The following is a 25251-nucleotide window of genomic DNA, read 5'->3' on the forward strand; positions in this document are numbered from 1 at the left end:
AGCCACTGAGACATTAGCGATTCAGCACAATAGCGCTGTGGTCTTCCCAATAGACATAAACGCTATCTTCCCAGGTTGGGCGATCACCACGTCGCTCCGTATTGGCCATACTCACTTTTATCATTTGCCCAGAAGCGGTACGCACGTAGTAAAGCGAGTAACCTCCCAAGTAAGCAATATCATCCACTTTACCTGCTTCCCAGTTGTACGCAGCGGATGGCTGCTCACGGGTTAGCCAGATTTTCTCTGGGCGCAGTGCAGCCCATACGCGTCGATCTACCGCCTGCGTTGTAATGCCATGATCAATGTAGATCGGACGAGACAAGGCGGGTGATGCAATACGACAGTGATCCGCAGCGTCTTCGACGATCTCACCTTCGAAGATATTTACCGTACCGACAAATTCCGCCACCATTCGACTCGCCGGACTTTCATAAATATCTACTGGAGACCCCACCTGTTCGATCCAGCCGTCAGCCATAATGGCGACTCGATCAGCCATGGTCATGGCCTCTTCCTGATCGTGAGTCACCATGATGCAGGTAACACCCACTTGCTCAATAATCTCGACGACCTCGAGCTGCATTTCAGTGCGTAGCTTTTTATCTAGCGCCCCCATCGGTTCATCCAGCAACAGTAATTTGGGACGTTTGGCCAGCGAGCGTGCGAGCGCTACCCGTTGACGCTGGCCGCCAGACAGCTGGTGCGGCTTGCGCTTAGCGAAGCGCTCCATATGCACCAGCTTGAGCATTTGCGCCACACGTGCGTCGACTTCTGAAGCGGTTAGCTTGTCCTGCTTGAGTCCAAACGCGATATTTTGGGCTACCGTCATATGAGGAAATAACGCGTAGGATTGGAACATCATATTGATTTGACGCTTATGTGGCGGCATAGAAGTGATCTCTTCACCACCTAGCAGAATCCGCCCTTCGCTGGGCGTTTCAAACCCCGCGAGCATACGCAACAACGTCGATTTACCTGACCCAGACCCACCTAGCAAGGCGAAAATTTCACCGCGCTTTACCTGCAAATTAACATCATCGACTGCAAGCGAATCGTCGAAGCGCTTACTTAAACGCTTTACCTCAAGCACGATATCTTCTGCAAACCGTGGTGTTTTTCCCTGGGCACGCTGAGCGGCAGCAGGAATCACCGAAGGAGAAGATGACGACTCGTTCGACAGGGGCGTAGTGACCATTCGCCACTCCCATCAAAGGGCCCGGAAACCGGGCGTTAAAAAGTGACAGCGAGCCTCGCAGACGCTTGGCTCGCTGTTAGATGCTGGCTAAATTAACGGCCTGATTTGACGCGGTTCCAGATACGCGTACGCGCGCGCTGAACGTCTTGAGGCTTCTCTACCGCAACGTAGAGGTTCTGCATGACATCCGTTTCAGGATATACGGCAGGATCATTTAGCAACTCGTCAGACAGATACTCATTTGCCGCTGCATTAGGGTTGGCATAGCGCACATATTCACTAATTTCAGCCGCAATTTCTGGCTCTAAAATAAAGTTGATAAACGCGTGGGCATTTTCAGTATTCGGCGCATCTGCTGGAACGGCCATCATATCAAACCACAGCGCAGCGCCTTCTTTGGGAATGCTGTAAGCAATGGTGAAATCACGTCCCGCTTCTTCAGCACGGTCGGCCGCCTGGAAAATATCGCCAGAATAACCTGCTGCTACGCAGATATCGCCATTTGCTAGGTCGGAAACATAACGAGACGAGTGGAAATACGTAATGTTGTCGCGGATGTTAGCGATTAGTTCGCCAGCCGCTTCAAGATCTTCAATGTTTTCACTCAGTGGGCTAAGGCCAAGGTATGCCATAGCGGGAGAAAGCATTTCATCACCAGAGTCTAGCATGGCTAATCCACAGCCAGCATCGCTAAGCTGTTTAGTAATGTCTGGATCGAATAACAGTGCCCAGCTATCCACGGGCGCATCATCACCTAAAATGTCGGTGACACGATCAACATTGTAACCAAGGCCATTGGTGCCCCACATATAAGGCACAGAGTACTCGCTACCGCTGTCGATACCTTCCAGGTTACCCATTAACTCAGGATTAAGGTTGTCCAGGTTGGGTAACAGCTCATGGTTCAGCGGCTGATAAACGCCAGCTTTTAACTGACGCGTAAAATAATGTGTAGAAGGAACCACTACATCATAGCCAGAACGACCCGATAAAAGTGCCGCATCTAGGATTTCATTGCTGTCATACACATCGTAGATCACCTCAATACCGGTGCGCTCGGTAAACGTTTCAAGCGTTTCAGGGGCGATATAGTCAGACCAATTATAAACTCGCACTTCATTCGCTTGGGCACTGGCAGCCGCTACGGCAAAAGAGAGGGCCGTAACGGCCACTGAAAGTTTGTGAATATTCCCCATCTCACTACTCCTTATAAAAACCGATATCATAAAAATAGTTGTGGATTGCCACATCGTTCAGATGTTCAGCTTATGCCAAAACGCCTAAACAGCTATGGCGACTATGCCAGACGAGCGAATTCTGCGGTGCAGCGACGCCTATCGCAAGTCCATGTGAAAAATTCTTGTGATCGGCTCACTGCACCCCCACTTGTAAGGTAGCTAAATATTAATAATGCACACACATAGCCTTAAGCTATTGCATGTATTTATTTTTACAATTTTAGCTATTAGTCGTAGTTGGTTAAGATAAAACTCAATCTTTTCCACTGTCATTCACTTATTTTGGAGACGTTATAGATGTCCTTGATCAATACTGAAGTAAAACCGTTTAAAGCGACTGCTTATCTGAACGGCGAATTTATCGACGTTACTGAAGCAGACTTGAAAGGTCAGTGGTCTATTTTCTTTTTCTACCCAGCTGATTTCACCTTTGTTTGCCCGACAGAGCTTGGCGATCTGGCTGACAACTACGCTGAATTTAAAAAGCTAGGTGTTGAGATCTACAGCGTGTCTACTGACACCCACTTTACTCACAAAGCTTGGCACGACAGCTCTGAAACCATCGGTAAACTGCAGTACCCGATGATCGCCGACCCGACCTTGCAAATTTCTCGCAATTTCGACGTATTGATCGAAGAAGCGGGTCTTGCTGAGCGCGGCACTTTTGTTGTTGATCCTGACGGTAAAATCCAGATCGTCGAAATCAACGCTGGTAACATCGGTCGTAACGCTGAAGAGTTGCTGCGCAAAGTGAAGGCCGCTCAATACGTTCGTGAGAATCCGAACGAAGTATGTCCGGCTAAATGGAAAGAAGGTGAAGAGACACTTGCTCCTTCTCTAGATCTCGTAGGCAAAATCTAAACCGCCTACTGCTGCCGATACAGGGTAGCCCTTAAGGCAGCGCGACACCCGGGCGACCCCGGGTGTCTTTCTTTGAGTACCCGTGTTAACGCAACCATCGTTTTCCCTATCGCTCCTTATCATGATGCTGTCTTTCATTTCAACAGCAGCGAGCGTTTTAGGTTGAGAACTCATTACTGCTGACTGCGAGGAAGCCACTGTCATGCTGGACGCCAATTTAAAAAATCAGTTGAAAGCTTATTTAGAAAAAGTGACTCAACCGTTCGAGATCGTTGCGTCCCTCGATGACGGCGCCAAGTCACGTGAGTTGCTAGGCTTGCTCGAAGACATCAGCAGCCTAAGCGACAAGATTACACTGCAAACTGACGGCCAGGATAATCGCACGCCGTCATTTGCCATTAACCGCCCCAGCGAAGAAACCGGCGTGGTATTTGCGGGCATCCCGATGGGACATGAGTTCACCTCGTTGGTGCTGGCACTGCTACAAGTGGGTGGACACCCCCCCAAAACGTCCGAAGAACTGCTAAATCAAATCAAGGCACTCGACGGTGAAATGCTGTTCGAGACGTATTACTCACTCTCCTGCCAGAACTGCCCAGATGTTGTTCAAGCGCTCAACTTAATGGCAATTTTCAATCCGAACGTTCGCCACGTCGCCATCGACGGCGCGCTGTTCCAGGATGAAGTCGAAGCCAGGGAAATCATGTCGGTTCCCAGCATCTACTTAAATGGTAAGCCATTTGACCAGGGCCGCATGACCCTAGAACAGATTCTCGCTAAAGTGGATACAGGCGCTGCTGAGCGTGAAGCCAAAAAGTTAAGTGAAAAAGCGGCTTTTGATACGCTAGTGATTGGTGGTGGCCCGGCGGGTGCATCCGCTGCGATTTATTCAGCTCGTAAAGGCATCAACACCGGTGTCGCTGCTGAGCGTTTCGGTGGCCAAGTAGCAGACACCATGGGCATTGAAAACTTTATTTCAGTCAGCCATACCGAAGGTCCCAAGCTAGTTAGCGCCCTGGAAGAACACGTCAAAGAGTATGAGGTTGACGTAATGAATCTTCAGCGCGCGACGACATTTAAAGCAGCTGAAACCGAAGGTGGTTTACACGAAGTAATCTTCGAGTCAGGCGCTAAATTAAAGAGTAAAACGCTCGTGCTGGCGACCGGTGCCCGCTGGCGCGAAATGAACGTACCCGGCGAGCAAACGTATCGCAACAAAGGCGTTGCTTACTGCCCCCACTGCGATGGCCCGCTCTTCAAGGGTAAACGCGTCGCAGTGATTGGTGGCGGCAACTCTGGTGTTGAAGCGGCGATCGATTTGGCCGGCATTGTGGGCCACGTCACTCTTGTCGAGTTTATGGGTGAAATGCGTGCAGACGCCGTGCTGCAGAAAAAGCTTAAGAGCCTGCCCAACGTAGACATTATTTTAAACGCTGAAACCACAGAAGTGACGGGGGACGGTAGCCGTGTTAACGGCTTAACGTACAAAGATCGCAACACTGACGAGCTTAAGACCATCGCTCTGGAGGGCATCTTTGTACAGATTGGTCTCGTGCCTAATACCGAGTGGCTGAAAGGCTCCCCTATTGAAATGACACCGCGCGGCGAAATCATTGTCGATGCTCATGGCATGACATCAGTACCTGGCGTATTTGCCGCAGGTGACGTTACCACCGTGCCGTACAAGCAAATTATTATCGCCATGGGTGAAGGTGCAAAAGCATCACTTGGTGCGTTTGACTACTTGATTCGCCACTAACCTGATTCGACATTAGCTAGCCTGCTGGGCGGATCCCCTACCGCCCTTTAGGTTGTTCCTTTGACGTAAAGACCGTGACGTCACGCCCGCTGCTCAGCGGGCGTTTTTTTACCCGTATGGCTAACCAGCGCGACCACACACGGGGCAAGCAGGATCGCGAGGCACTTGGAAGTGGCGCCACTGACCACTCAGGCCTTCAAAAGTGGAAAGGCCTTGATGCGGCTTCCCTGTGCCGCTCAACAGCTTAAAAGCCTCTATCGCTTGAAAACAGCCGATCAATCCAACCAGTGGTGCCATTACCCCGCTTTCAGCACAGCTCAAGGCTTCATCTTCGCTGTCCCCTGGCGGGTATAGGCACGCATAGCAGGGGCATGTAGGGTTACGAGGATCAAAAACCGCTAACTGCCCAGAAAAACGAATGGCCGCTCCAGAGACCAGTGGTACGCCGGCCTGATGAGCGGCAGCGTTAATCGCATAGCGGCTCGAAAAACGATCCGTGCAATCCAACACCACATCTACCGCTGCGACCAGCGCCTCAAGCGCCTGGCCATCAACGTGCTGTTCCAAAGCGATAACATGGCACTCAGAGTTAAGCGCCTGCATGCTCGCTTTTGCTGAACGCGCTTTATTAGAGCCGATACTTGCCTGTTGGTGAGCAATCTGGCGCTGCAGGTTTGACACCTCTACAGTGTCGGCATCCGCAATGGTTATCTTGCCAACGCCAGCGGCCGCTAAGTAAAGAGCCACTGGGGAACCAAGCCCACCCGCACCAATAATGAGAGCATGAGCGCTTCTAAGGCGTTCCTGCCCCTCAATATCAACCTCAGGCAGCATAATTTGGCGGCTATAGCGTAGCAGCGCCTGATCATCCATCATTAGGCTACTTATCCTCAAATTCCTCGAAATCAGGTACGTGTAAGCTGAAGCTCTCTTTCACTTCCTCCATTACCACGTAACTTTTAGACTCTTTTACTCCCGGCAATGTCAGTACTACGTCGCCTAGTAACTGTCGATATGCCGACATCTCAGGAATTCTACATTTTAAAATGTAGTCAAATTGGCCGGACACCAAGTGACACTCTTGGATTTGCGGCAGTTTCTCAACCGCCCGACGAAACTCATCAAATACAGCAGGTGACTGAGTTTCCAGGCTAATCTCCACAAACACCAACAAATTGGCTTTCAGTGCTTGTGGATCAAGTATAGCTTGATAGCCGCGAATGATGCCCGCACGTTCAAGGCGTTTAACACGCTCTAAACAAGGGGTAGTGGATAAGCCGACTTCAGCGGCAAGATCGACATAGGAAATTCGCGCGTTTTCCTGCAAACAGCGCAAAATTTTAAGATCGATTCGGTCCAGCGTTCTATTTTTTGGTTTCATGGCAGGATCCAATACTGATGAATCAGGCAGTTATTAAAGGTGCCCTAGAGTAACCCGTTCATGACCTCCAACGTCTTGCATACTTTCAACGTTTTGAAAGCCTGCACACGCTAACGCATGACGCACGCTGGCCGCTTGTGTATACCCGTGCTCTAGAGCTAGCCAGCCGCCTTGAGAAAGGTACTCGCGGGCCGTGGTAATCAAGTGCAGTAAATCAGCCATGCCATCAGCACCCGCCACCAGCGCAGATCGTGGCTCAAACCGCACATCCCCCTGACACAAATGCGGGTCGTCAGCAGCAATATAGGGTGGATTACTCACAATAATGTCAAATACAGTCATTTGAGTAGACGGTGCAAGCTCACTAAACCAATCGCTAACCTTGAACTGAGTATTAACGATTTTAAGTGCTTGTGCGTTGCGTGTGGCAAGCGCCACCGCTTCTGGGCGAATATCTACTCCCATTACCTGCCAGTTGGGTTTTTCACTGGCAAAGGCAAGTGCAATAGCACCCGTACCGGTGCCCAGATCAAGAAACCTTCCCTCTGATGCCTGGGCACGCGCTAACACCGCTTCTACCAGAGTTTCTGTATCAGGCCGTGGAATCAGCGTATCTGGCGATGTTGCCAATCGCAGCCCCCAAAACTCACGCTCGCCGGTCAAATAAGCAATCGGCATTCCCTGAGCACGTGCAGCTACTAATGCAGCGAATCTTGCATGCTCCCAGACAGGGCAATGGCGGTCACCCCAAGTATATAGCCACGTACGGTCATGGCCCGTAACGTGGCTGAGCAGCACTTCGGCATCAATTCTAGGGGAAGGCGAACCTACCGCCTGCAGTCGAGTCGTCGCTTGTCGCAAAAGCACATCGAAAGTCAGCACATCAAAGCTCATCAAGCGTCCTGAAGGGCCGACAACTGTTCTGCTTGGTATTCATGAATCAGCGGTTCAATCACATCATCAAGCTGCTCACCGGTAATGACTTCCGTTAGCTTATAAAGCGTCAGATTAATACGGTGATCGGTAATACGACCTTGGGGGAAATTGTAGGTACGAATGCGCTCACTACGATCTCCTGAGCCTACTAAGGAGCGGCGAGCGTCGGCTTGCTCTTGGCGCTGTGAGTCAACCGCATTACGTTTTAGCTTCGCTGCCAGCAACGACATCGCCTTTGCGCGGTTTTTGTGCTGACTGCGCTCCTCCTGACACTCCACCACCACGCCGGTAGGTAGGTGAGTAATACGGATAGCGGAGTCTGTAGTGTTAACGTGCTGCCCCCCCGCGCCGCTTGAACGGTAGGTATCAACGCGCAGGTCTGAAGGGTTAATATCAATATCCCCCACGTCGTCCACTTCAGGCATCACGGCTACCGTGCAGGCAGACGTGTGTATCCGGCCTTGCGATTCTGTCGCAGGCACCCGCTGTACGCGGTGCGCGCCAGACTCAAACTTCAAGCGTGCATAAACTCCATCGCCTTTCACCCGAGAAATAACTTCTTTGTAGCCGCCCTGCTCACCGTGGCTTGCGCTGACCACCTCAACGCGCCAGCCGCGCTTTTCAGCATAGCGGGAGTACATACGAAACAAATCGCCAGCAAAAATAGCCGCTTCATCTCCCCCCGTTCCTGCACGCACTTCTAAGAAAACGCCGCGGCCATCATCGGGGTCTTTAGGTACCAGCAAGCGCTTCAGCTCGGTGTCCAGCGCTTCTAGCTGCTCTCGCCCGTCACTGATTTCCATTTCCGCTAGCTCGCGCATATCTGGGTCGCTATCGCGGCTTAACTGCACGGCTTCTTCGATGCTTTTTTCCACCGCACCGTAACGCTGCCAGGCGGCCACCAGTTCTTCTAATTCAGCGTACTCTCGGGAGTAGTCGCGAAAACGCTGCTGGTTATTAATCACCTCAGGATCAGACAGCAGCATTGCCAGCTCTTCGAAGCGGTCGGCAAAGCTATCTAGGCGTTGGCGCAAAGTTTCTTTCATGCGGGTGTATCATCCTTCTGGCGTTTTACCGCGGCCACTGGTTGCTCAAAAGCAGGCTTAGCAGGCAGTAGTAGATTGGGCGCGGCATTCAGCAATTCGTTATTTTCTTGGGATGCAGCGTCGCGCAGGGCAAGTGTAGGCTGGTGCATCAAACGGTTCGCCAGCTGGTGGGCTAAGCGTTCAATCACCTTGGCAGGATCTTCGCCCTTTGCTAACCGCTCAAGGGCTTGCTCGCGAGAATGGTCACGAATGGCCTCACCGTGACGTCGATAGTCGCGAATGATTTCACCGCCATTACGAATTCGTCGTTCGTGCTGCCAGCTGCCCACCCCATGCTCTATGAGTGATTCGGCCTGATCGGCGGCGATCTGACGGTGACGACGGTTCTCCTCAATGACCTCTTGTAAGTCATCAACGGTATAAAGAAAAACATCTGCCAGTTCACCCACTTCGGGCTCAATATCACGAGGTACTGCAATATCGACCATAAAGACCGGGCGATGGCGGCGCTTCTTCAGCGCACGCTCCACCATCCCCTTTCCAAGAATAGGCAGTGGCGAGGCAGTAGAAGAAATGACGATGTCCGCCTGCTCTAACGCCTCTGGTATTTCTGGCAGCGTAATAGCGGTCCCCCCAAGTGGGGAAGATACTTGCTCAGCGCGCTCACGGGTCCGATTGGCTACCGTAAGATGTCGCACGCCCGCTTCATGAAGATGGCGCGCGACCAGTTCAATGGTCTCTCCTGCGCCGATCAAAAGCGCTTTGGCACGGCTAAAGTCATCAAAAATACGGCTCGCCATACTGACAGCCGCATACGCAACTGAGACCGGGTTTTTACCGATACCCGTTTCCGTGCGTACTTGCTTGGCCACCGCAAACGTGTGCTGGAATAACCGCTCTAGTTCGCCCCCCAGCCCGTTGGCTTGGCGGGCCTGCTGATAAGCATCCTTTAACTGGCCAAGTATCTGTGGTTCACCCAGCACCATAGAGTCCAGGCCAACGGCAACACGCATTAGATGGCGCGCAGCATCGTTGTCAAGATAATGGTAAGCGCAGCGGGTGAGGTCTTCGACGCGCAAGTTATGAAAGCGCCCAAGCCAATCCAGCACGGCGTGCTCACCAGCGGCATCCGTCACACAATAAAGTTCGGTACGGTTACACGTCGAAAGCACTGCCGCTTCGCTAATTTGTGGCAGGTTGCGCAGTTCCGTCAACGCGCTTTCTAGCTGCGTTGGCGTAAAAGCCACCTGCTCACGTACGGCCACACTGGCAGTACGATGATTTATTCCCAGGGCAAGAAGCGTCATGCGTTATGCGTCTTCGCTAGTGGATCGGTCGTCACGTCACTTATCGGTCTAAAGGTCCGAAACTTGCTCAAGCAAGTTTGAGGAGTGGGTAAATACTAGGGTAAATACTAGGATAGATACTATGAACAGGTACCATGGATTGCACCACCCTACTTCGTTTTCAAAGTGAAATATTCTATCACAGCACAGCATGTTCTGGCGCACACCACTTTGCCGCAGGCAACCAAGCCGCTATGCTGAGCATTCGGCCACCTGATCGAGAGACGCATGCCCCTTCGCGCGACACTACTGGGTCACCCCCTATCATTACTGGGTTTACCCCTACTGCCTTTGGCCGCAACGCTATTATTGAGCGGCTGCCAGCTGTCACCCTCTTCTCAGGAGAACGGGTTTCAGAATAGTGCTTACGATCCCATGCACTCCGCACCGCCAATTACACGTGGGCTGGACGCTGAAGGACTCGGCTCGCTGCTGGCAGCAGAACTTGCCGGACAGCGGGGTGATTATCGCTATGCCAGCCAAGGCTACTTGGAAGCTGCTAGGCGCTATAGCAATGCCGCACTGGCCGAACGTGCTACCTTTGCCGCACGCTTTGGTAATGATGTGGCATTAATGGAAGCCTCAGCGATACGCTGGCGTGAACTAGCACCCCAAGCAGAACTTCCAAACAGATTGCTGGCAACGCTCTCGTTACAACGAGGCGATTGGCTGGATAGCCTAGAGCAACGCTTAGCAATTACTCAAGCAGGAGGCAACGGCGAAATAGCCGCTTTTTCTGAGGCTGCCGTGGCTGAAGAGGCACCGCTGGACCTGTTAGTTCAGCCACTGCGCGATTATCTTGCTAAGCCTGGCGCTCAGCAAAATGAATTCCATAGTGATGTTTTGCTTGGCGCTGCATTGATCGAGTCCGCCCTGGGGCAAACGCGTCAAGCGCAACAGTATCTAGATCAAGTAACCCTGCGCTCACCCGCTTCTGCCGCTCTGTGGCTGGCTAAGGCACGTCTGGCACTAGAGACAGGCGATCATCGCGATGCTAAACGAGCCGCTCAACAAGGGTTAGATTTAGCACCTGATGATGTCCGTTTTATATTAATGCTCGCCCAGGCCGAAATTCGTCTGAACAATATTGCTGCTGCAGAAACACAAACCAACACCCTGCTAGAAACACATGGTGGTAATGAAGAGTTGCGCATTGCTCTCGCCCAACTTTACCTGGAAGAAGGTCATAGCGAGCCCGCGTATCGGCTACTACAGCCCCTTATTGGTCAGGACCGCGTGCCCGACATAGCCTACTTTTTACTGGGAGCTATCGCTCAATCCCAAGGTGAAGTTGATAACGCGCTGCTTTATTATCGGCAAGTACAAGGTGGCAACGAGTTTCTACCGGCCAGGGCCACTGCCGCACGCATGCTGATTGAAAATGATCGCCTGCTAGATGCTCGCGCTATGCTGCGCATTGAGCGAATGCGCTATGACAACTACTTCGGCGATCTGGTAATGCTAGAAGTACAGCTACTCGATGAACTTAATCTGCAAGAAGAAGCAACGGCATTGCTCGATAGAGAAATTACCCGTACACCAGACGACACTAGCCTGCTTTATTTAAGGGCAATGCATGCATGGGAAAGGGGCGATGTACAGGCCATGGAGAACGATCTACGTCAAATATTGCGTACTGAGCCTGATAACGCCGAAGCATTAAATGCGTTGGGCTATACGCTAGCCGACCTTAACCTCCAAGGGCGTCTTGAAGAAGCCCGTGAGTTAATAGAGCGCGCTTATGAAGCAGACCCTAACAACCCAGCAGTTCTCGATAGTATGGGCTGGGTTTATTTTCGGCTTGGTAAGCCAAACGATGCACTTGCCTGGCTAGAAAGCGCCTATGCGCAAATGCCAGACCAAGAAATTGCTGCTCATTTAGCGGAAGTACTTCACGCACTAGGGCGCAGTGAAGAAGCGCGCCAACTCATTGAACGATTTCTTCAGCAGGCAAGCTATCACCCGCAAATCGATGACTTACTTAAGCGTCATCCTGAACTAACGCCGTTAAGCACGCCCTAATACGACATTCTTATATAAAGACAGTTTACGCAGTACTGACATGGAGCCAGTTTATGTTGATCAATTCTCTGCCCGCGAGCCGCTTAGCCATATACCGTCGCTCAACCCGTTTGCTAATGGCCAGTATTGCTCTGTTTGCGCTTGCAGGCTGCGCCACTCAAGCGCCTGTAGATGATGGCGGACGCCAGGCTGGGCAATGGGAACGCCAACAGCCAGACGTTGAAGCCTTCGACACCTGGACACTGGTGGGCAAAGCAGGGCTCCGCACCCCCCAGGAAAACACCAGTGCTAACCTCGATTGGAATCAACATCCTCACTATTTCCGCATGCTGATCAGTGGCCCCTTCGGCGGCGGACGCAGTGTACTCGAAGGACGCGAAGGACGTTTTTCGCTAACCACTAGTGATGGCCGCTTTGAAGCAGAAACGCCGGAAGCATTAATGGAAGAGCAACTCGGCTGGGCACTGCCAGTTCGCGCTATGCCTGATTGGGTACGCGGCCTGCCAGGCAAGCACGCCAGCTATCAGTTGGAAACAGACGAACTCGGCTTCCCTAACCACTTGCAGCAAGACGGCTGGGAGATTGATTACCGTGACTGGGAGCAAGTAGAGGGCATATGGCTACCTCGTCGACTAGTAATGAACTACGGCGACCTACGGATTACGTTAGTCGTAAATCAGTGGCAGTCCACTGACCAGGATAACTAGGCCAGCAGAGAGATCACATGCCTGCAAAAATCTCGTCGCTGACCCTGCCTGCGCCCGCTAAGCTAAACCGTATGCTACATATCGTGGGCCGTCGCCAAGACGGCTACCACGAGCTGCAAACGCTTTTTCAGTTTATCGATTTATGCGATTACCTTACCTTCACGCCACGCGCTGACAGCGTGATTACGCTTTCAAATGCGCTTAGTGGCGTTGCCCATGACGATAATTTAATTGTACGAGCAGCACAATTACTGCAACAGGCAAGTGGCGTTCAGCAAGGAGTCTCTGTTGCCATTGAAAAAAAGCTACCGATGGGAGGCGGCCTTGGTGGTGGAAGCTCCAACGCAGCGACTACCTTAGTCGGTTTAAATCATCTGTGGCAGCTCGGGCTAAGTAAAGAAACACTTGCGGAGCTGGGGTTGACGCTAGGTGCCGACGTCCCGGTGTTTATTCACGGCCATAGCGCTTGGGCGGAAGGGGTTGGCGAAAAGCTTACTCCTGTCACACTAGATATGCCCTGGTTTGTAGTAATCCATCCAGCTGTTAGCGTCTCAACACCTGCAATCTTCCAAGACCCAGAATTGACACGCGACAGCCTCCCCATTACTATGGCGCGCGCACTGCAGGGGGGAGCGCCGGAGTGGCGTAACGACTGCGAAGCTATCGTCAGAAAACGCTATCCGCCAATTGCGGAAGCACTAGACTGGCTCACGCAGCATGCACCTAGTCGGTTGACCGGTACCGGCGCCTGTTTGTTTGCGGCTTTTGATTCACAACAAGCCGCGCAAACCGTCGCACATATGGCAAGTCAACATTGGCATTCATGGGTAGCGCGCGGACTCAACACCTCTCCCCTACAAGATGCTCTGGGCCGCTGAAAGCGCCCGGTCATCGCATTAGGTTTATTGCTGGGGTATCGCCAAGTGGTAAGGCACCGGTTTTTGGTATCGGCATTCCCAGGTTCGAATCCTGGTACCCCAGCCAACCTAATTATGATCTGCGTTTTCTCCCCTGATCCCCAACACTGCAAAGGTGGCTGCGCGTGTCAAAATTGATGGTTTTCACCGGGAATGCCAATCCCGAACTCGCTCAAAAGATTGCCGAGAGCTTAGACAGCCGTATGGGTAATGCTACGGTCGGTCAATTTAGCGACGGCGAAATCGCGGTCGAGATCAATGAGAACGTGCGTGGTAAGGATGTATTTATCCTGCAATCCACCTGTGCCCCCACGAACGATAACCTGATGGAACTGATTCTGATGGTGGACGCCCTGCGTCGCGCCTCAGCTGCCCGTATTACGGCAGTCGTTCCCTATTTTGGCTATGCACGCCAGGATCGTCGTGTCCGCTCTGCTCGCGTTCCCATCTCAGCAAAAGTAGTCGCTGATATGATGGTAAAGGCAGGCGTTGATCGCGTCATGACGATGGACCTACACGCTGACCAAATTCAAGGTTTCTTCGACGTACCGGTTGATAACGTTTACGGCTCGCCCATCTTGCTGGATGACATTGAGCGTCAGAACTATGACGACCTTGTTGTCGTTTCCCCTGATGTAGGCGGCGTTGTGCGCGCCCGAGCTATCGCCAAACAACTCAACGCTGATCTTGCCATTATTGATAAGCGTCGCCCCCAGGCCAATCAGGCCCAGGTGATGCACATCATCGGTGAAATCGAAGGCCGCACCTGTGTGGTTGTTGATGACATGATTGATACCGCTGGCACGCTCTGCAAAGCTGGCGAAGCGCTGAAAGATCACGGCGCAGCACGCGTTGTCGCTTATGCCACACACCCGATATTGTCTGGCCCTGCAGTCGACAATATTACCAACTCGGTGCTGGACGAGGTTGTCGTGACCGACACCATTCCGCTTTCCGACACTGCCCGTCGTAGCGGAAAAATTCGCCAGCTGAGCGTTGCTGGACTCATTGCGGAAGCTATTCGCCGGGTCAGCAACGAAGAATCCGTTAGCGCGATGTTCCATTAATCGCCTAACGTCATAGCCCCCTACTGGGGCCCTGGAGACGTCGTCGTCTGGTCGCGGACGGCGGCGTTTCCTTACTTAAACCAAGAGGCAAATTAAATGTCTGATTTTATCCTGAAAGCCAGCGTTCGTAACGACCTGGGGAAAGGTGCGAGCCGCCGCCTGCGTCGTGCGAACCAACAAGTACCGGCCGTTGTTTATGGCGGTGAGAAAGGCGCTCAGTCTATCTCTGTAGAAAAAACTGCTTTCTACAAAGCGATTGAAGACGAGTCCTTCTTCTCTTCGGTGATCAAACTGGTCATCGACGGTACTGAAGAGCAAGTGGTTGTTCGTGACCTACAGCGCCACCCCTTCAAGCCGTTGCTAACTCACGCTGACTTCTTGCGTGTTGACGCCACTCACGAAATCACCATCAACGTGCCGCTGCACGTCATTGGTGAAGAAAAGTGTGTTGGTATCAAAGATCAAGGTGGCGAACTGCATACCCTGGCCAACGAAGTCGCGATCAGCTGCTTGCCGAAAGATCTTCCGGACTACCTGGAAGTTGACATCAGCAACGTCGAGCTAGGCACTACCCTTCACCTATCTGACCTGACCTTGCCAGCAGGCGTTACGTCTGTTGACCTGTCTCATGGTGAAGAGCATGACAACGCTGTTCTGAGCATCACCAAAGTGAAAGTACGTGGTGGTGATGACGAAGATAGCGAAGGCGAAGGCGAAGAAGAGCCAAGCGCTGAGTAAGCGTTAGTCACGGTGTTGCTAGCTGATGCTTTTCAGCACCGTCTGGGCCATGCCTGCATGGCCCAGGGATGATAAAATCAAGCGCTTCGGCGCTTGATTTTTTTTTGCAGTCAGACATACGTCGAAAATTTCGTCTAGAAATTTTTTATGAGGTGGGACAATGAGCCAGGTAACGGCCATTATTGGCCTGGGCAACCCCGGTGCAGAATACGATGCAACTCGCCATAATGCAGGCTTCTGGCTGGTAGATGCCATTGCACGCAGCGCAAATACAGAGCTTCGTCCGGAAAAGAAGTTTTTGGGCCTATACGCCAAAGCGCGGGTTGGCGACCATGAACTGCACCTTCTCAACCCCACTACGTTTATGAATCGCAGCGGCGCTGCCGTCGCAGCGCTCACACAGTTTTTTAAACTAACGCCTGACAATTTACTGGTCGCTCATGATGAGCTAGACCTTCCGCCAGGACAGGCACGCTACAAGACCGGCGGTGGCCATGGCGGCCATAACGGCCTGCGAGACATTATTAGCGCGTTAGGCAACCAGAAACAGTTTCATCGGGCAAGAATTGGCATTGGCCACCCTGGTGAAGCACATCAGGTCGTTAACTATGTGCTTGGCCGACCCGGCAAAGCTGAACGGGAAGCCATTGAAAGCGCTTTGGATGAGTGCCAGGCCACGTTGCCACTTGTACTCTCTGGCGACTGGGCTAAAGCCATGAACCGCCTTCATAGCGTAAAATAGCAGCACACTTTATAAGCAACCTTAAAATCAGGCGTTCTAGCACGCCCTTTTTCAATATTGGCAGGCGCTTCCCTTGTTGCGCTGCCCTAGCGGCCAGGAAGTAATTTATGGGTTTTAACTGCGGTATCGTCGGCCTACCTAATGTAGGCAAATCCACACTTTTTAATGCGCTAACAAAATCTGGTATTGATGCAGAAAACTTCCCGTTCTGCACCATTGAGCCGAATGTAGGCATTGTACCGATGCCTGACCCGCGTCTTGATAAACTTGCAGAAATTGTTAAGCCGCAAAAAGTGCTGCCGACAACAATGGAATTTGTCGATATCGCAGGCTTGGTTGCAGGCGCCTCCAAAGGCGAAGGTTTGGGCAACAAATTCTTGGCCAATATTCGCGAAACCCAGGCGATCGCCCATGTGGTGCGCTGCTTTGATAACGACAACGTAATCCACGTTGCCAACCAGGTAGACCCACGGGCGGATATTGAAACGATCAACCTGGAATTGGCGCTTGCCGACCTGGATACTGTCGAAAAGGCCAGCCAACGTCTTGTTCGCTCAGTGAAAGGCGGCGACAAAGACGCCACTGCTACCAAGGCAATTCTTGACCGTATCCAGCCACACCTCGCTGAAGGGATGCCGCTGCGCAGCTTTGGTCTTGATGAAGACGAGAAGCGCCAGATCAAGAGCTTCGGCTTCTTAACGCTCAAGCCCACCATGTACATTGCCAACGTTAATGAAGACGGCTTTGAAAACAACCCTTACCTGGACATCGTAAACGAGATTGCGGCAGAAGAAGGTGCCGCCGTCGTGCCGGTATGTAACCAGCTAGAAGCTGAAATTGCCGAGCTGGATGACGAAGAACGCAGCATGTTCCTCGCTGAAATGGGTATGGAAGAGCCAGGGCTTGATCGCGTCATTCGCGCAGGCTATGCCCTGCTTGGTCTACAGACATATTTCACCGCGGGTGTTAAAGAAGTCCGCGCTTGGACAGTAAAAGAAGGCGCCAGCGCACCAGAAGCGGCAGGCGTAATTCACACCGATTTCCAGAAAGGTTTTATCCGCGCCGAGGTGATTGCTTACGAAGACTTTGTCTCACTCAATGGCGAACAAGGGGCTAAAGACGCAGGCAAATGGCGCTTAGAAGGCAAGGATTACATCGTGAAAGATGGCGATGTTATCCACTTCCGTTTTAACGTCTGATTAAGCAATCGTTTGACACAAACGAAAGAAAAACTTGACGGGTGGCGAGTCACTGAGTAATATTCGCCCCCGTTGAATGGCTACGTAGCTCAGCTGGTTAGAGCACATCACTCATAATGATGGGGTCCCCTGTTCAAATCAGGGCGTAGCCACCACACGAATATTAAAGGCCCGCTGACACAGTCAGCGGGCCTTTTTCGTTAACGGGCCTTTTTTGTTAGTAAGCAGCCATGCTCAGCGCAACTCAGCACGGTTCAAAAACACCGTCAAAGCCCGAGTCAAATAATCCACGTCTCGGGAACCTGCTGTTTCACGCACAGAATGCATTGCCCACTGAGGGAGGCCCACATCAATTGTCGGCACGCCCACCTCAGTAGCAGTAATCGGCCCAATAGTGCTACCACAGCCCATGTCTGCACGAGTAACAAACGACTGCACGGGAACCTCTGCCTCGCGGCATACATCTCGAAACAGCGCCCCCGTCACACTATTAGTGGCATAGCGCTGATTGGCATTCACCTTAATAACCGGGCCACCATTAATCGTAGGTCCATGACGCTCATCGTGTTTATCCTGGAAATTAGGGTGTAACGCGTGAGCATTATCACAGGAAATCATAAGCGACGATTGAATCAACTGAATCAGCGACTCTTCAGTAGCGCCACCCACCTGAACATTCAAACGTTTCAGCACATCGCCCAAAAATGGCCCCTGCGCACCACAGGCGCTGGCACTACCTACTTCCTCATGATCATTGGCGACTAGCAAGGCACCTTGGCTCGCATCGCAGGCTAGCAGTGCTTCAAGGCCGACAAAGCATGACAACAGATTGTCTAGCCGCGCACTAGCAACCAACTCCTGACGTAGACCTACCAACGATGGCGGTTGCACATCGTAAAATCCCAGCTCAAAGTCGACCACTTCCACAGCGCGCAAGCCGTGCTGCTCTTCTAACCACTCAGCCAACACGTCGCTTAGCTGTGCACTGTCGCTCTGCATCACGACGGGCGACATTTGCGTTTGCGGGTTAATCTCCCGACCAGTATTCACGTCACGGTCTAGATGAATCGCCAGACTAGGCACTATAGCAATCGGCCGATTGACGTTTAGTAGCACGCTTTCTAAACGACCATCGGCATGGCGCACATGCACGCGGCCTGCCAATCCCAGGTCACGATCAAACCAAGGGGCCAATAGCACCCCCCCATACACCTGCACCCCAAACTGTAACCAGCCTGCTGCGTATTGAGTAGCATTGGGCTTTAATCGTAGCCCCGGGCTATCCGTATGAGCACCTAACATACGCAGGCTGGTTAACGTTTTAGCCGGCAGTTGAAAGGCAATGAGTGACGAATCATTGCGTGTCACGTAATAGCGCTTACCTGGCTCAAGCTGCCAGCTTGCCGTCTCTTCAAGGCGCATAAAGCCCGCCTGCTCCAAACGCTCCGCCATGCAGCGTGTCGCATGCCATGGCGTGGGCGACTGGTGCAGAAAATCACATAGCCGCGTTACACGATCCGCGTTGAAAGCTTCGGACATAGAAATCCTCATAACAGTAATGATTGAGTATCACAGGGTAAATGACCTGCTACAATGCTCCCTCGGCCTACGCAACTCATAGGCTATCTGCGGGTCTAGGGAAGAATGAGTGTACACAAATCCGGGAGAGCTTGACTGATGAGCTTGTTTGCAACGCTTTCGCGCTCGGTCGCCTTTGCTGTGATGCTGGTAGTTGCCAGCCCAGCAGCGCTGGCGCAACTTGAGCCGACCGACGAACAACGCCAAGCGGCAGTGGAAATAGCTGATTCACTTCGCTACGGGCATTATGCCGATATTAACTTCGACGAGCAGTGGTCAGCGGAAGCTTTCCAACGCTATCTAGATATTCTGGACGGCCAGCGCTCCTACCTATTGCACCGCGATATAGAGCCTTATCGCCATTTAGAGCGCGATATGGCGCAAGCGCTGTTCGATGGCGACCTTGACGATGCGTTTGCACTTTATAATCGCCTAAGCGAACGCCATACCGCACGCCTTGAGTGGTTACTAGAACGTCTTGATGAAGGACTTTCATTCGAGTTCGATAGCGACGAACGCTTAGAGGTCGATCGCGAAGAGGCCCCATGGGCAACTCGGGAAAGTGAATTGGACGAACTGTGGCGCAAACGGCTTAAAAACGATGCGCTAACACTTGCCCTGACTGACCAAGATGACGAGCAGATCGAAGACAATCTGCGCCAGCGCTACGAAGGTCAACTTTCCCGTCTGCGCCAATCAGAGTCTGAAGACGTGTTCGGACTAATTATGGCAGCCGTCTCCAGCACTATCGACCCTCACACTGGCTACCTCTCCCCTCGCCAAAGTGAATCATTTGATATTCAAATGAGCCTTTCACTTGAGGGTATCGGCGCACTGCTTCAAGCCGACAGTGAGTACGTCAAAGTTTCTAGCTTAGTTCCCGGCGGGCCAGCTGACCGTGCCGGCGTGCTTGAACCTGCCGATCGCATTATCGCTGTAGGCCAAGAAGACGGTGAAATGGTCAACGTAGTAGGAATGCGCCTAGACAACGTCGTTGACCTGATTCGCGGCCCAAAAGGCTCTGTTGTTCGCCTAGATGTGGTGCCGGCTCAAGCTGTAGACATGACTCGCTCACAAATCGTCGAGATAACCCGCGATACGGTTAGTCTAGAAGATCAGGCAGCCAGCAGCGAGGTGATTAATATTGAGCGAGACGGAAAACCTCATCGTATCGGGGTGATTGATATTCCAACGTTTTACGTTGACTTCGATGCCTGGCAGGCAGGCGAAGATGAGTACCGCAGCACCACCCGAGATGTTGCTAGAGAAATTGAAAATCTCAAGAAAGAAGGCGTGGAAGGTATCGTTCTGGATCTACGCAACAATGGTGGTGGCGCACTGCAAGAAGCCAATTCACTCATCGGCCTATTTATTGATCGCGGCCCCACCGTCCAGGTTCGCGACGCCCAAGGGCGCATCCAGCTCTATGGCGACACTGAAGCAGGCACAGTTTATGATGGGCCACTGACCGTACTGGTCAACCGCCTCTCTGCCTCAGCATCAGAAATCTTTGCAGGCGCTATTCAAGACTATGGCCGCGGCATTGTGGTTGGCACCCCTACCTTTGGCAAAGGCACCGTGCAAACGCTGAACGATCTTAGCCATGGTCAAATCAAACTGACCCGCGCTAAGTTCTACCGTATTTCGGGTGACAGCACCCAAAACCGCGGCGTTGAGCCAGATATTATTTTCCCTAGCCTGATCGACCCTGAACGCATCGGCGAAAGTAGCCTCGATAACGCTCTTGCTTGGGACACCGTGCAGAACGTTCAGTACCGCCGCTATGGCTCTCCTGAGAACGCGCTAGCCGCACTCTCCTCCCAACACGAAGAGCGCGCCAAGGAGAACCCTAACTTTCGCTACCTAGAGCGCCAGTCTGCCTTAGCCCGACAGCTACGCGAACAGCACACCAGCGTTAGCTTGAACCGCGATCAGCGTCAACGAGAGCTGGAAGCTCAAGAAGCAGAGCAGCTTTCTCTCGAAAACCAACGCCGCCGCGCTTTAAACTTACCTGAGCTAGAAGAGTGGATGGATGCCCGCGGCGATAACTCTCAGTCCGAGGGTAGCGAAGCAGACGAGGCTAACGAAGATGATAAAGAGGAAGATATGCCAGCTGATCGCGCCCATGTGCTAGAAGCTGCTGAAATCTTACTCGACTATGCCCATCTTCAAGGCACACAGCGGATGGCTAAACGTTAATCGAACGACTAAGCGCTAAGCAAATGACTAAGCACTAAGCGAATGACTAAGCGCTAAGCTGTCATTACTAAAAACGCCGACTTTTGGGTCGGCGTTTTTTTATTGGCTAACAATTAGCACAATGCAGCTCGCCGCGCCGGTCGGTCGCCCATTTTAGCTAGCCGCAGAACTAACGCCTGAAGGCGCGTAGCACTGCCTTCAGCACCAGCGTCAATAATAGCCTGCGCCCACCCAGGCAGCCTAGGCGACAAACGATAGTAAACCCACTGCCCTTCCCGCTGATCGACAAGCAACCCACATTGGCGAAGCTGGGCTAAATGACGCGATACTTTAGGCTGCGACTCTTCCAGCGCATAGGTCATTTCGCACACACACAGCGATTGCTCTTTCGCAACCAAGAGCACCAGCATTAAACGCGTTTCGTCGCTTAGACACTTAAAGACCTGTAGCGCATGCAAACTGGCAGCTTTTCCCACGGGCACCTTCCCAAATAGTAAGTATCCGACACAGTCTATATGCCTCTAACCGTTAGGCACAAAAAATCACCCAAAATGCCATGGCACACTGAGTATTATCACCTACAAGGTATTATCAACGGATAACAAAAAGATGAGGCTGTCGACTTCAGCTGTAAGACTTCAACTATAAATTTCGCGAGAAATCTTATGCAATAAGCGAAGCATACGGAAGATAAATAGAGGGAATAAAGAGAATAGAAAAACTAAATGGCTCCCCGAGCAGGACTCGAACCTGCGACCCAATGATTAACAGTCATTTGCTCTACCAACTGAGCTATCGGGGAACGTTTACCGCAAACGGCAGTGACAGCAGAACAGCAATTTGGCTCCTCGAGCAGGACTCGAACCTGCGACCCAATGATTAACAGTCATTTGCTCTACCAACTGAGCTATCGAGGAACATTATAATTTGCTGCTGTGTTTAGAGCGGAGCCACTGAAATCAGAATAAAACCTGCTTCAGTATGTTGGCTCCTCGAGCAGGACTCGAACCTGCGACCCAATGATTAACAGTCATTTGCTCTACCAACTGAGCTATCGAGGAACTGCTCAAACACGGTGCGTAGTATACTGATAGAAACGCTCGGGTCAAGTATCGATTATAGGTGAACGCTAGCCCCAGGTTTCTTGTATCCGTATAATGCGGTCATTCAACGGCGACGCGTTACACTGCGCTAAGCTGCACCCATGTTTTCATTCATCCCTCGTCCCCCGACGACTCATAGATGACAGGTACCGATGGCGAAGAAGCTCTTTATCAAAACGCACGGCTGCCAAATGAACGAGTACGACTCCTCGCGTATGGCAGATCTGCTCGGCGAATCTCACCAGCTGGAATTGACTGATAACGAAAAAGAAGCTGACGTTATCTTGTTAAATACTTGTTCTATTCGCGAAAAAGCGCAGGACAAGGTATTTCATCAATTGGGTCGCTGGAAAAAGCTCAAAGACGCCAATCCAGACCTCGTGATTGGTGTTGGCGGCTGTGTAGCAAGCCAAGAAGGTGAAGCGCTACGTAAGCGCGCGCCTTTTGTCGATATGATTTTTGGCCCACAAACGCTTCACCGCGTGCCAAAAATGTTGGACGCACGCAATAACAATCAGATTGCTGCGGTCGATGTCACTTTTCCAGAAATCGAAAAGTTCGATCACCTGCCGCAGCCAAAATCTGATGGCGCAACCGCCTTCGTTTCTGTCATGGAAGGCTGCTCGAAATACTGCACATTCTGTGTCGTGCCTTATACCCGCGGTGAAGAAGTCTCCCGCCCCTTTGAATCAGTTATTGATGAAGTGATTCACTTGGCCGATCAAGGGGTGCGAGAAATTAACCTACTTGGTCAAAACGTGAACGCTTACCGTGGTGAAAACGACGATGGCGATGAGATCGACCTCGCAGAGCTGATCGCCTGCGTTGCCGCAGTGGATGGCATTGATCGCGTCAGGTTTACGACCTCTCATCCGGTCGAGTTCACCGATAGTCTCGTAGACGCCTTTGCCGATATCCCGGAGTTGGTGAGCCATTTACATCTACCGGTACAATCTGGCTCTGATCGTATTTTAAGTGCCATGAAGCGTGGCCATACCGCTGAAGAGTATATCGAGAAGATGGAGCGTATTCGTGCCAATCGCCCGGACATTAGCTTCTCTTCTGACTTTATCATCGGCTTCCCTGGCGAGACGGAAGAGGATTTCGAAGCAACGATGGACCTGATTCATCGCATTGGCTTTGATCACTCGTTCAGCTTTGTTTACTCGGCACGCCCAGGCACGCCAGCGTCTGGCCTACCGGACGAAACGCCAGAAAGTGTCAAAAAACAGCGGCTTGCCATTTTGCAGGAGCGAATTCTTCAACAAGCAGCGCAGATCAGCCGACGCATGGTAGGCACTACTCAGCGCGTTTTGGTATCCGGTTTCTCACCGAGAGACCCCGGCCAACTTTCAGGGCGCACCGAAAATAACCGTGTGGTTAACTTCCGTGCAGCCAACCCTACAGAGCTGATCGGCTACTTTGTTGACGTGGAGATCACCGAAGCGCTGCCCAACTCGTTGCGTGGCGAACTCGCTTCTCCCGAGCGTTATTAACTGCTCGCTTATCCTAGGTAATTGCCCCGGCGAGGCCGGGGCAGTAAGCTGAGTCTCACACACATCAACTAACGGGTTTTTTACTCTTGAGCCAGCCATCACCTCAGGCCAATCGCATTATCACACTAAGCCTTGAACCCAATGACCCGCAGCGACTAGCTAGCCTGTGCGGCCAGCAGGACGAGCACCTAAAGCTGATTGAAAGCCGCCTGGACGTGACCTTGCGCAATCGCGGCAATGTGTTTCAGCTGGCCGGGGCCGCTAACCGCATCAAAGCTGCCGCCAATGTGCTTGAGCATCTTTACCGTGAAACAGCGGCAGAAGAGCTTGACGCAGACACGGTTCACTTATTCCTTCAGGAATCTGGCTTAGAAGCGCTAGAAGAAGATGATGATAGCGAAGGCAGCAGCGACGACGTGATCATGCGTACTCCGCGCACAATGATTAAGCCCCGTGGTCTTAATCAGCAGCGCTACGTACAAAGCATTCGCGAACACGATATCAATTTCGGTATTGGGCCTGCGGGTACGGGCAAAACGTACTTGGCGGTTGCCGCGGCGGTAGAAGCGCTAAATCAACAGGAAGTGCGACGTATTCTGTTGGTACGCCCAGCGGTAGAAGCCGGTGAAAAGCTTGGCTTCTTACCCGGCGACCTTGCCCAAAAAATTGACCCTTACCTGCGCCCGCTTTACGACGCACTGTACGAGATGATCGGTTTTGAGCAGGTCGCCAAACTCATTGAGCGCCAAGTAATCGAGATTGCCCCGCTCGCCTATATGCGTGGGCGTACGCTGAATAACTCTTACATCATTTTGGATGAAAGCCAAAACACCACGCCGGAGCAGATGAAGATGTTCCTGACGCGAATTGGCTTTGGCTCAACGGCGGTGATCACCGGCGATATTACTCAAGTGGACCTTCCACGCGGACAGCGCTCTGGTCTTTCGCAGGTGCTGGATGTTCTTAAAGAAACCCCTGGCATCGGCGTCACTCACTTTGCTGCAAAAGACGTCGTGCGTCACCCGCTGGTTCAGCGCATCATCGAAGCCTATGATGAGTTTGAATCGGAGCAGGAAGTGCAGGAACGCGCTCGGCGTGAAGCGCGCCAGCAGGAGCGTGAGGCCCGCATGCAAGCGCTTGAACGCGCAGGAGAGGCACCACGATGAGTGACATCGTGATTGATCGCCAGGCGGCCATCAACGAACCGCTACTTCCTTCCTTAGAACAGCTCACCCACTGGGTGGGCTGTGTCTTTTCACGACATCCTGATGACGAGCGTCTAGAACTGACAATTCGCTTTGTGGATGAAGCAGAAAGCCAAGCTCTCAACCGAGATTACCGTGGTAAAGATAAATCAACCAACGTGCTCTCATTTCCTTTTGAGAACCCACCCGGTGTCTCTTTACCATTACTGGGCGACTTGATTATTTGCCATGCCGTTGTTGCCCATGAGGCCAGCGAGCAGCAGAAGCCTATTGAACATCATTACGCGCACATGGTGGTACACGGCACGCTGCACTTAATGGGCTATGACCATATTGAAGAGCAGGAAGCAGAAGAAATGGAGCAATTAGAGCGTGAGCTTCTAGCTACTCTCGATATTCCTGATCCTTATCATGAGTAAGCTGTTACCCTGGCCGATAAATTGCTTTTAGGGTGGTGTAACCCTTCACTCAGTGATAAAACGACAGACTGTTTAGTCGCTGCCATCTTCACAT

Annotated in this window: 22 protein-coding genes and 5 tRNA genes; 15 read left to right on the forward strand and 12 right to left on the reverse strand. The window is 52.1% G+C overall.

Annotation, left to right across the window (positions count from 1 at the left end; genetic code table 11):
• Positions 1–13: 13 nt before the first annotated feature.
• Together M0220_RS02085 and M0220_RS02090 are read right to left on the reverse strand one after the other, a co-directional pair.
• Complete coding sequence (locus M0220_RS02085) at positions 14–1198, reverse strand: ABC transporter ATP-binding protein (protein ID WP_030070247.1); 1185 nt, start codon at positions 1196–1198, stop codon at positions 14–16.
• 92 nt (positions 1199–1290) lie between these two features.
• Positions 1291–2394, reverse strand: a complete 1104-nt coding sequence (locus tag M0220_RS02090) for a polyamine ABC transporter substrate-binding protein (protein WP_030070246.1) — start codon at positions 2392–2394, stop codon at positions 1291–1293.
• Between the two features lie 339 nt (positions 2395–2733).
• Here M0220_RS02090 and ahpC point away from each other — a divergent pair, with 339 nt between their 5' ends.
• Together ahpC and ahpF are read left to right on the forward strand one after the other, a co-directional pair.
• Entirely contained in the window at positions 2734–3297 is a 564-nt protein-coding gene (gene ahpC / locus M0220_RS02095) for an alkyl hydroperoxide reductase subunit C (RefSeq protein WP_264018553.1), read from the forward strand.
• 202 nt (positions 3298–3499) lie between these two features.
• The gene (gene ahpF, locus M0220_RS02100) at positions 3500–5056 is read left to right on the forward strand and encodes an alkyl hydroperoxide reductase subunit F (RefSeq protein WP_264018554.1); all 1557 of its coding nucleotides are present in this window, start codon (positions 3500–3502) and stop codon (positions 5054–5056) included.
• 120 nt (positions 5057–5176) lie between these two features.
• Here ahpF and M0220_RS02105 read toward each other — a convergent pair whose 3' ends face one another.
• From M0220_RS02105 to hemA, 5 genes are read right to left on the reverse strand one after another with little or no spacing between them, the layout of a single operon-like run.
• Positions 5177–5932 carry a HesA/MoeB/ThiF family protein gene (locus M0220_RS02105; protein ID WP_030070243.1) on the reverse strand — a complete coding sequence of 252 codons (756 nt, stop codon included), beginning with the start codon at positions 5930–5932 and terminating at the stop codon, positions 5177–5179.
• A 4-nt stretch (positions 5933–5936) separates the two neighbouring features.
• Positions 5937–6437, reverse strand: coding sequence for an Lrp/AsnC ligand binding domain-containing protein (locus M0220_RS02110; protein ID WP_030070242.1), 501 nt, complete (start codon positions 6435–6437; stop codon positions 5937–5939).
• A gap of 33 nt (positions 6438–6470) precedes the next feature.
• On the reverse strand, positions 6471–7316 hold the full coding sequence (gene prmC, locus M0220_RS02115; RefSeq protein ID WP_030070241.1) for a peptide chain release factor N(5)-glutamine methyltransferase: 846 nt from the start codon (positions 7314–7316) through the stop codon (positions 6471–6473).
• 14 nt (positions 7317–7330) lie between these two features.
• Positions 7331–8419, reverse strand: coding sequence for a peptide chain release factor 1 (gene prfA, locus M0220_RS02120; protein ID WP_030070240.1), 1089 nt, complete (start codon positions 8417–8419; stop codon positions 7331–7333).
• Positions 8416–9726, reverse strand: coding sequence for a glutamyl-tRNA reductase (gene hemA, locus M0220_RS02125; RefSeq protein WP_264018555.1), 1311 nt, complete (start codon positions 9724–9726; stop codon positions 8416–8418). The genes prfA and hemA overlap by 4 nt, the downstream gene beginning before the upstream one ends.
• A gap of 267 nt (positions 9727–9993) precedes the next feature.
• Between hemA and M0220_RS02130 the strand changes: the two genes are divergently transcribed.
• From M0220_RS02130 to M0220_RS02170, 9 genes are all read left to right on the forward strand, one after another.
• On the forward strand, positions 9994–11787 hold the full coding sequence (locus tag M0220_RS02130; RefSeq protein ID WP_264018556.1) for a tetratricopeptide repeat protein: 1794 nt from the start codon (positions 9994–9996) through the stop codon (positions 11785–11787).
• 53 nt (positions 11788–11840) lie between these two features.
• Positions 11841–12494, forward strand: a complete 654-nt coding sequence (lolB, locus tag M0220_RS02135; protein ID WP_030070237.1) for a lipoprotein insertase outer membrane protein LolB — start codon at positions 11841–11843, stop codon at positions 12492–12494.
• Between the two features lie 17 nt (positions 12495–12511).
• On the forward strand, positions 12512–13372 hold the full coding sequence (gene ispE / locus M0220_RS02140; RefSeq protein ID WP_030070236.1) for a 4-(cytidine 5'-diphospho)-2-C-methyl-D-erythritol kinase: 861 nt from the start codon (positions 12512–12514) through the stop codon (positions 13370–13372).
• Positions 13373–13403: 31 nt separating this feature from the next.
• Positions 13404–13478, forward strand: a tRNA-Gln gene (locus M0220_RS02145).
• A gap of 58 nt (positions 13479–13536) precedes the next feature.
• Complete coding sequence (locus M0220_RS02150) at positions 13537–14478, forward strand: ribose-phosphate pyrophosphokinase (protein WP_009722639.1); 942 nt, start codon at positions 13537–13539, stop codon at positions 14476–14478.
• 96 nt (positions 14479–14574) lie between these two features.
• Positions 14575–15216, forward strand: a complete 642-nt coding sequence (locus M0220_RS02155) for a 50S ribosomal protein L25/general stress protein Ctc (RefSeq protein ID WP_030070235.1) — start codon at positions 14575–14577, stop codon at positions 15214–15216.
• Between the two features lie 160 nt (positions 15217–15376).
• A complete protein-coding gene (gene pth / locus M0220_RS02160) occupies positions 15377–15958 on the forward strand; it encodes an aminoacyl-tRNA hydrolase (protein WP_264018557.1) in 582 nt (193 codons plus the stop codon).
• 107 nt (positions 15959–16065) lie between these two features.
• Positions 16066–17157, forward strand: a complete 1092-nt coding sequence (ychF, locus tag M0220_RS02165) for a redox-regulated ATPase YchF (RefSeq protein WP_030070233.1) — start codon at positions 16066–16068, stop codon at positions 17155–17157.
• A gap of 78 nt (positions 17158–17235) precedes the next feature.
• Positions 17236–17312 (forward strand) — tRNA-Met (locus M0220_RS02170).
• Between the two features lie 79 nt (positions 17313–17391).
• On the opposite strand, the gene M0220_RS02175 is transcribed toward M0220_RS02170, so the two are convergent.
• Positions 17392–18696 (reverse strand): M18 family aminopeptidase, encoded by a 1305-nt coding sequence (locus M0220_RS02175; RefSeq protein ID WP_264018558.1) that lies wholly within the window; start codon positions 18694–18696, stop codon positions 17392–17394.
• Positions 18697–18834: 138 nt separating this feature from the next.
• On the opposite strand from M0220_RS02175, the gene M0220_RS02180 reads away from it, so the two are divergent.
• On the forward strand, positions 18835–20934 hold the full coding sequence (locus tag M0220_RS02180) for a carboxy terminal-processing peptidase (RefSeq protein WP_030070231.1): 2100 nt from the start codon (positions 18835–18837) through the stop codon (positions 20932–20934).
• Between the two features lie 113 nt (positions 20935–21047).
• On the opposite strand, the gene M0220_RS02185 is transcribed toward M0220_RS02180, so the two are convergent.
• From M0220_RS02185 to M0220_RS02200, 4 genes are all read right to left on the reverse strand, one after another.
• A complete protein-coding gene (locus M0220_RS02185) occupies positions 21048–21410 on the reverse strand; it encodes a metalloregulator ArsR/SmtB family transcription factor (protein WP_030070230.1) in 363 nt (120 codons plus the stop codon).
• Between the two features lie 250 nt (positions 21411–21660).
• A tRNA-Asn gene (locus M0220_RS02190) sits at positions 21661–21736 on the reverse strand.
• A gap of 39 nt (positions 21737–21775) precedes the next feature.
• Positions 21776–21851: transfer RNA gene (locus tag M0220_RS02195), tRNA-Asn, on the reverse strand.
• A gap of 68 nt (positions 21852–21919) precedes the next feature.
• Positions 21920–21995: transfer RNA gene (locus M0220_RS02200), tRNA-Asn, on the reverse strand.
• A gap of 194 nt (positions 21996–22189) precedes the next feature.
• On the opposite strand from M0220_RS02200, the gene miaB reads away from it, so the two are divergent.
• From miaB to ybeY, 3 genes are all read left to right on the forward strand, one after another.
• Positions 22190–23533, forward strand: coding sequence for a tRNA (N6-isopentenyl adenosine(37)-C2)-methylthiotransferase MiaB (gene miaB, locus M0220_RS02205; RefSeq protein ID WP_030070229.1), 1344 nt, complete (start codon positions 22190–22192; stop codon positions 23531–23533).
• An 86-nt stretch (positions 23534–23619) separates the two neighbouring features.
• Complete coding sequence (locus tag M0220_RS02210) at positions 23620–24699, forward strand: PhoH family protein (RefSeq protein ID WP_030070228.1); 1080 nt, start codon at positions 23620–23622, stop codon at positions 24697–24699.
• On the forward strand, positions 24696–25157 hold the full coding sequence (gene ybeY / locus M0220_RS02215; RefSeq protein ID WP_030070227.1) for an rRNA maturation RNase YbeY: 462 nt from the start codon (positions 24696–24698) through the stop codon (positions 25155–25157). The genes M0220_RS02210 and ybeY overlap by 4 nt, the downstream gene beginning before the upstream one ends.
• Positions 25158–25251: the final 94 nt, after the last annotated feature.

The sequence above is a fragment of the Halomonas qinghailakensis genome, from assembly GCF_025820815.1.
In the GTDB taxonomy this organism is placed as follows: Bacteria; Pseudomonadota; Gammaproteobacteria; order Pseudomonadales; family Halomonadaceae; genus Vreelandella; species Vreelandella qaidamensis.

Excerpts from the sequence above, each read along its gene's own strand:
- ybeY (WP_030070227.1), top strand. The coding sequence starts at position 24,696 with ATGAGTGACATCGTGATTGATCGCCAGGCGGCCATCAACGAACCGCTA.
- M0220_RS02110 (WP_030070242.1), bottom strand. The coding sequence starts at position 6,437 with ATGAAACCAAAAAATAGAACGCTGGACCGAATCGATCTTAAAATTTTG.
- M0220_RS02090 (WP_030070246.1), bottom strand. The coding sequence starts at position 2,394 with ATGGGGAATATTCACAAACTTTCAGTGGCCGTTACGGCCCTCTCTTTT.
- M0220_RS02105 (WP_030070243.1), bottom strand. The coding sequence starts at position 5,932 with ATGATGGATGATCAGGCGCTGCTACGCTATAGCCGCCAAATTATGCTG.
- ahpF (WP_264018554.1), top strand. The coding sequence starts at position 3,500 with ATGCTGGACGCCAATTTAAAAAATCAGTTGAAAGCTTATTTAGAAAAA.
- miaB (WP_030070229.1), top strand. The coding sequence starts at position 22,190 with ATGGCGAAGAAGCTCTTTATCAAAACGCACGGCTGCCAAATGAACGAG.
- M0220_RS02155 (WP_030070235.1), top strand. The coding sequence starts at position 14,575 with ATGTCTGATTTTATCCTGAAAGCCAGCGTTCGTAACGACCTGGGGAAA.
- M0220_RS02085 (WP_030070247.1), bottom strand. The coding sequence starts at position 1,198 with ATGGTCACTACGCCCCTGTCGAACGAGTCGTCATCTTCTCCTTCGGTG.
- prfA (WP_030070240.1), bottom strand. The coding sequence starts at position 8,419 with ATGAAAGAAACTTTGCGCCAACGCCTAGATAGCTTTGCCGACCGCTTC.
- M0220_RS02180 (WP_030070231.1), top strand. The coding sequence starts at position 18,835 with ATGAGCTTGTTTGCAACGCTTTCGCGCTCGGTCGCCTTTGCTGTGATG.
- hemA (WP_264018555.1), bottom strand. The coding sequence starts at position 9,726 with ATGACGCTTCTTGCCCTGGGAATAAATCATCGTACTGCCAGTGTGGCC.
- ispE (WP_030070236.1), top strand. The coding sequence starts at position 12,512 with ATGCCTGCAAAAATCTCGTCGCTGACCCTGCCTGCGCCCGCTAAGCTA.
- lolB (WP_030070237.1), top strand. The coding sequence starts at position 11,841 with ATGTTGATCAATTCTCTGCCCGCGAGCCGCTTAGCCATATACCGTCGC.
- pth (WP_264018557.1), top strand. The coding sequence starts at position 15,377 with ATGAGCCAGGTAACGGCCATTATTGGCCTGGGCAACCCCGGTGCAGAA.
- ychF (WP_030070233.1), top strand. The coding sequence starts at position 16,066 with ATGGGTTTTAACTGCGGTATCGTCGGCCTACCTAATGTAGGCAAATCC.
- ahpC (WP_264018553.1), top strand. The coding sequence starts at position 2,734 with ATGTCCTTGATCAATACTGAAGTAAAACCGTTTAAAGCGACTGCTTAT.
- M0220_RS02175 (WP_264018558.1), bottom strand. The coding sequence starts at position 18,696 with ATGTCCGAAGCTTTCAACGCGGATCGTGTAACGCGGCTATGTGATTTT.
- M0220_RS02130 (WP_264018556.1), top strand. The coding sequence starts at position 9,994 with ATGCCCCTTCGCGCGACACTACTGGGTCACCCCCTATCATTACTGGGT.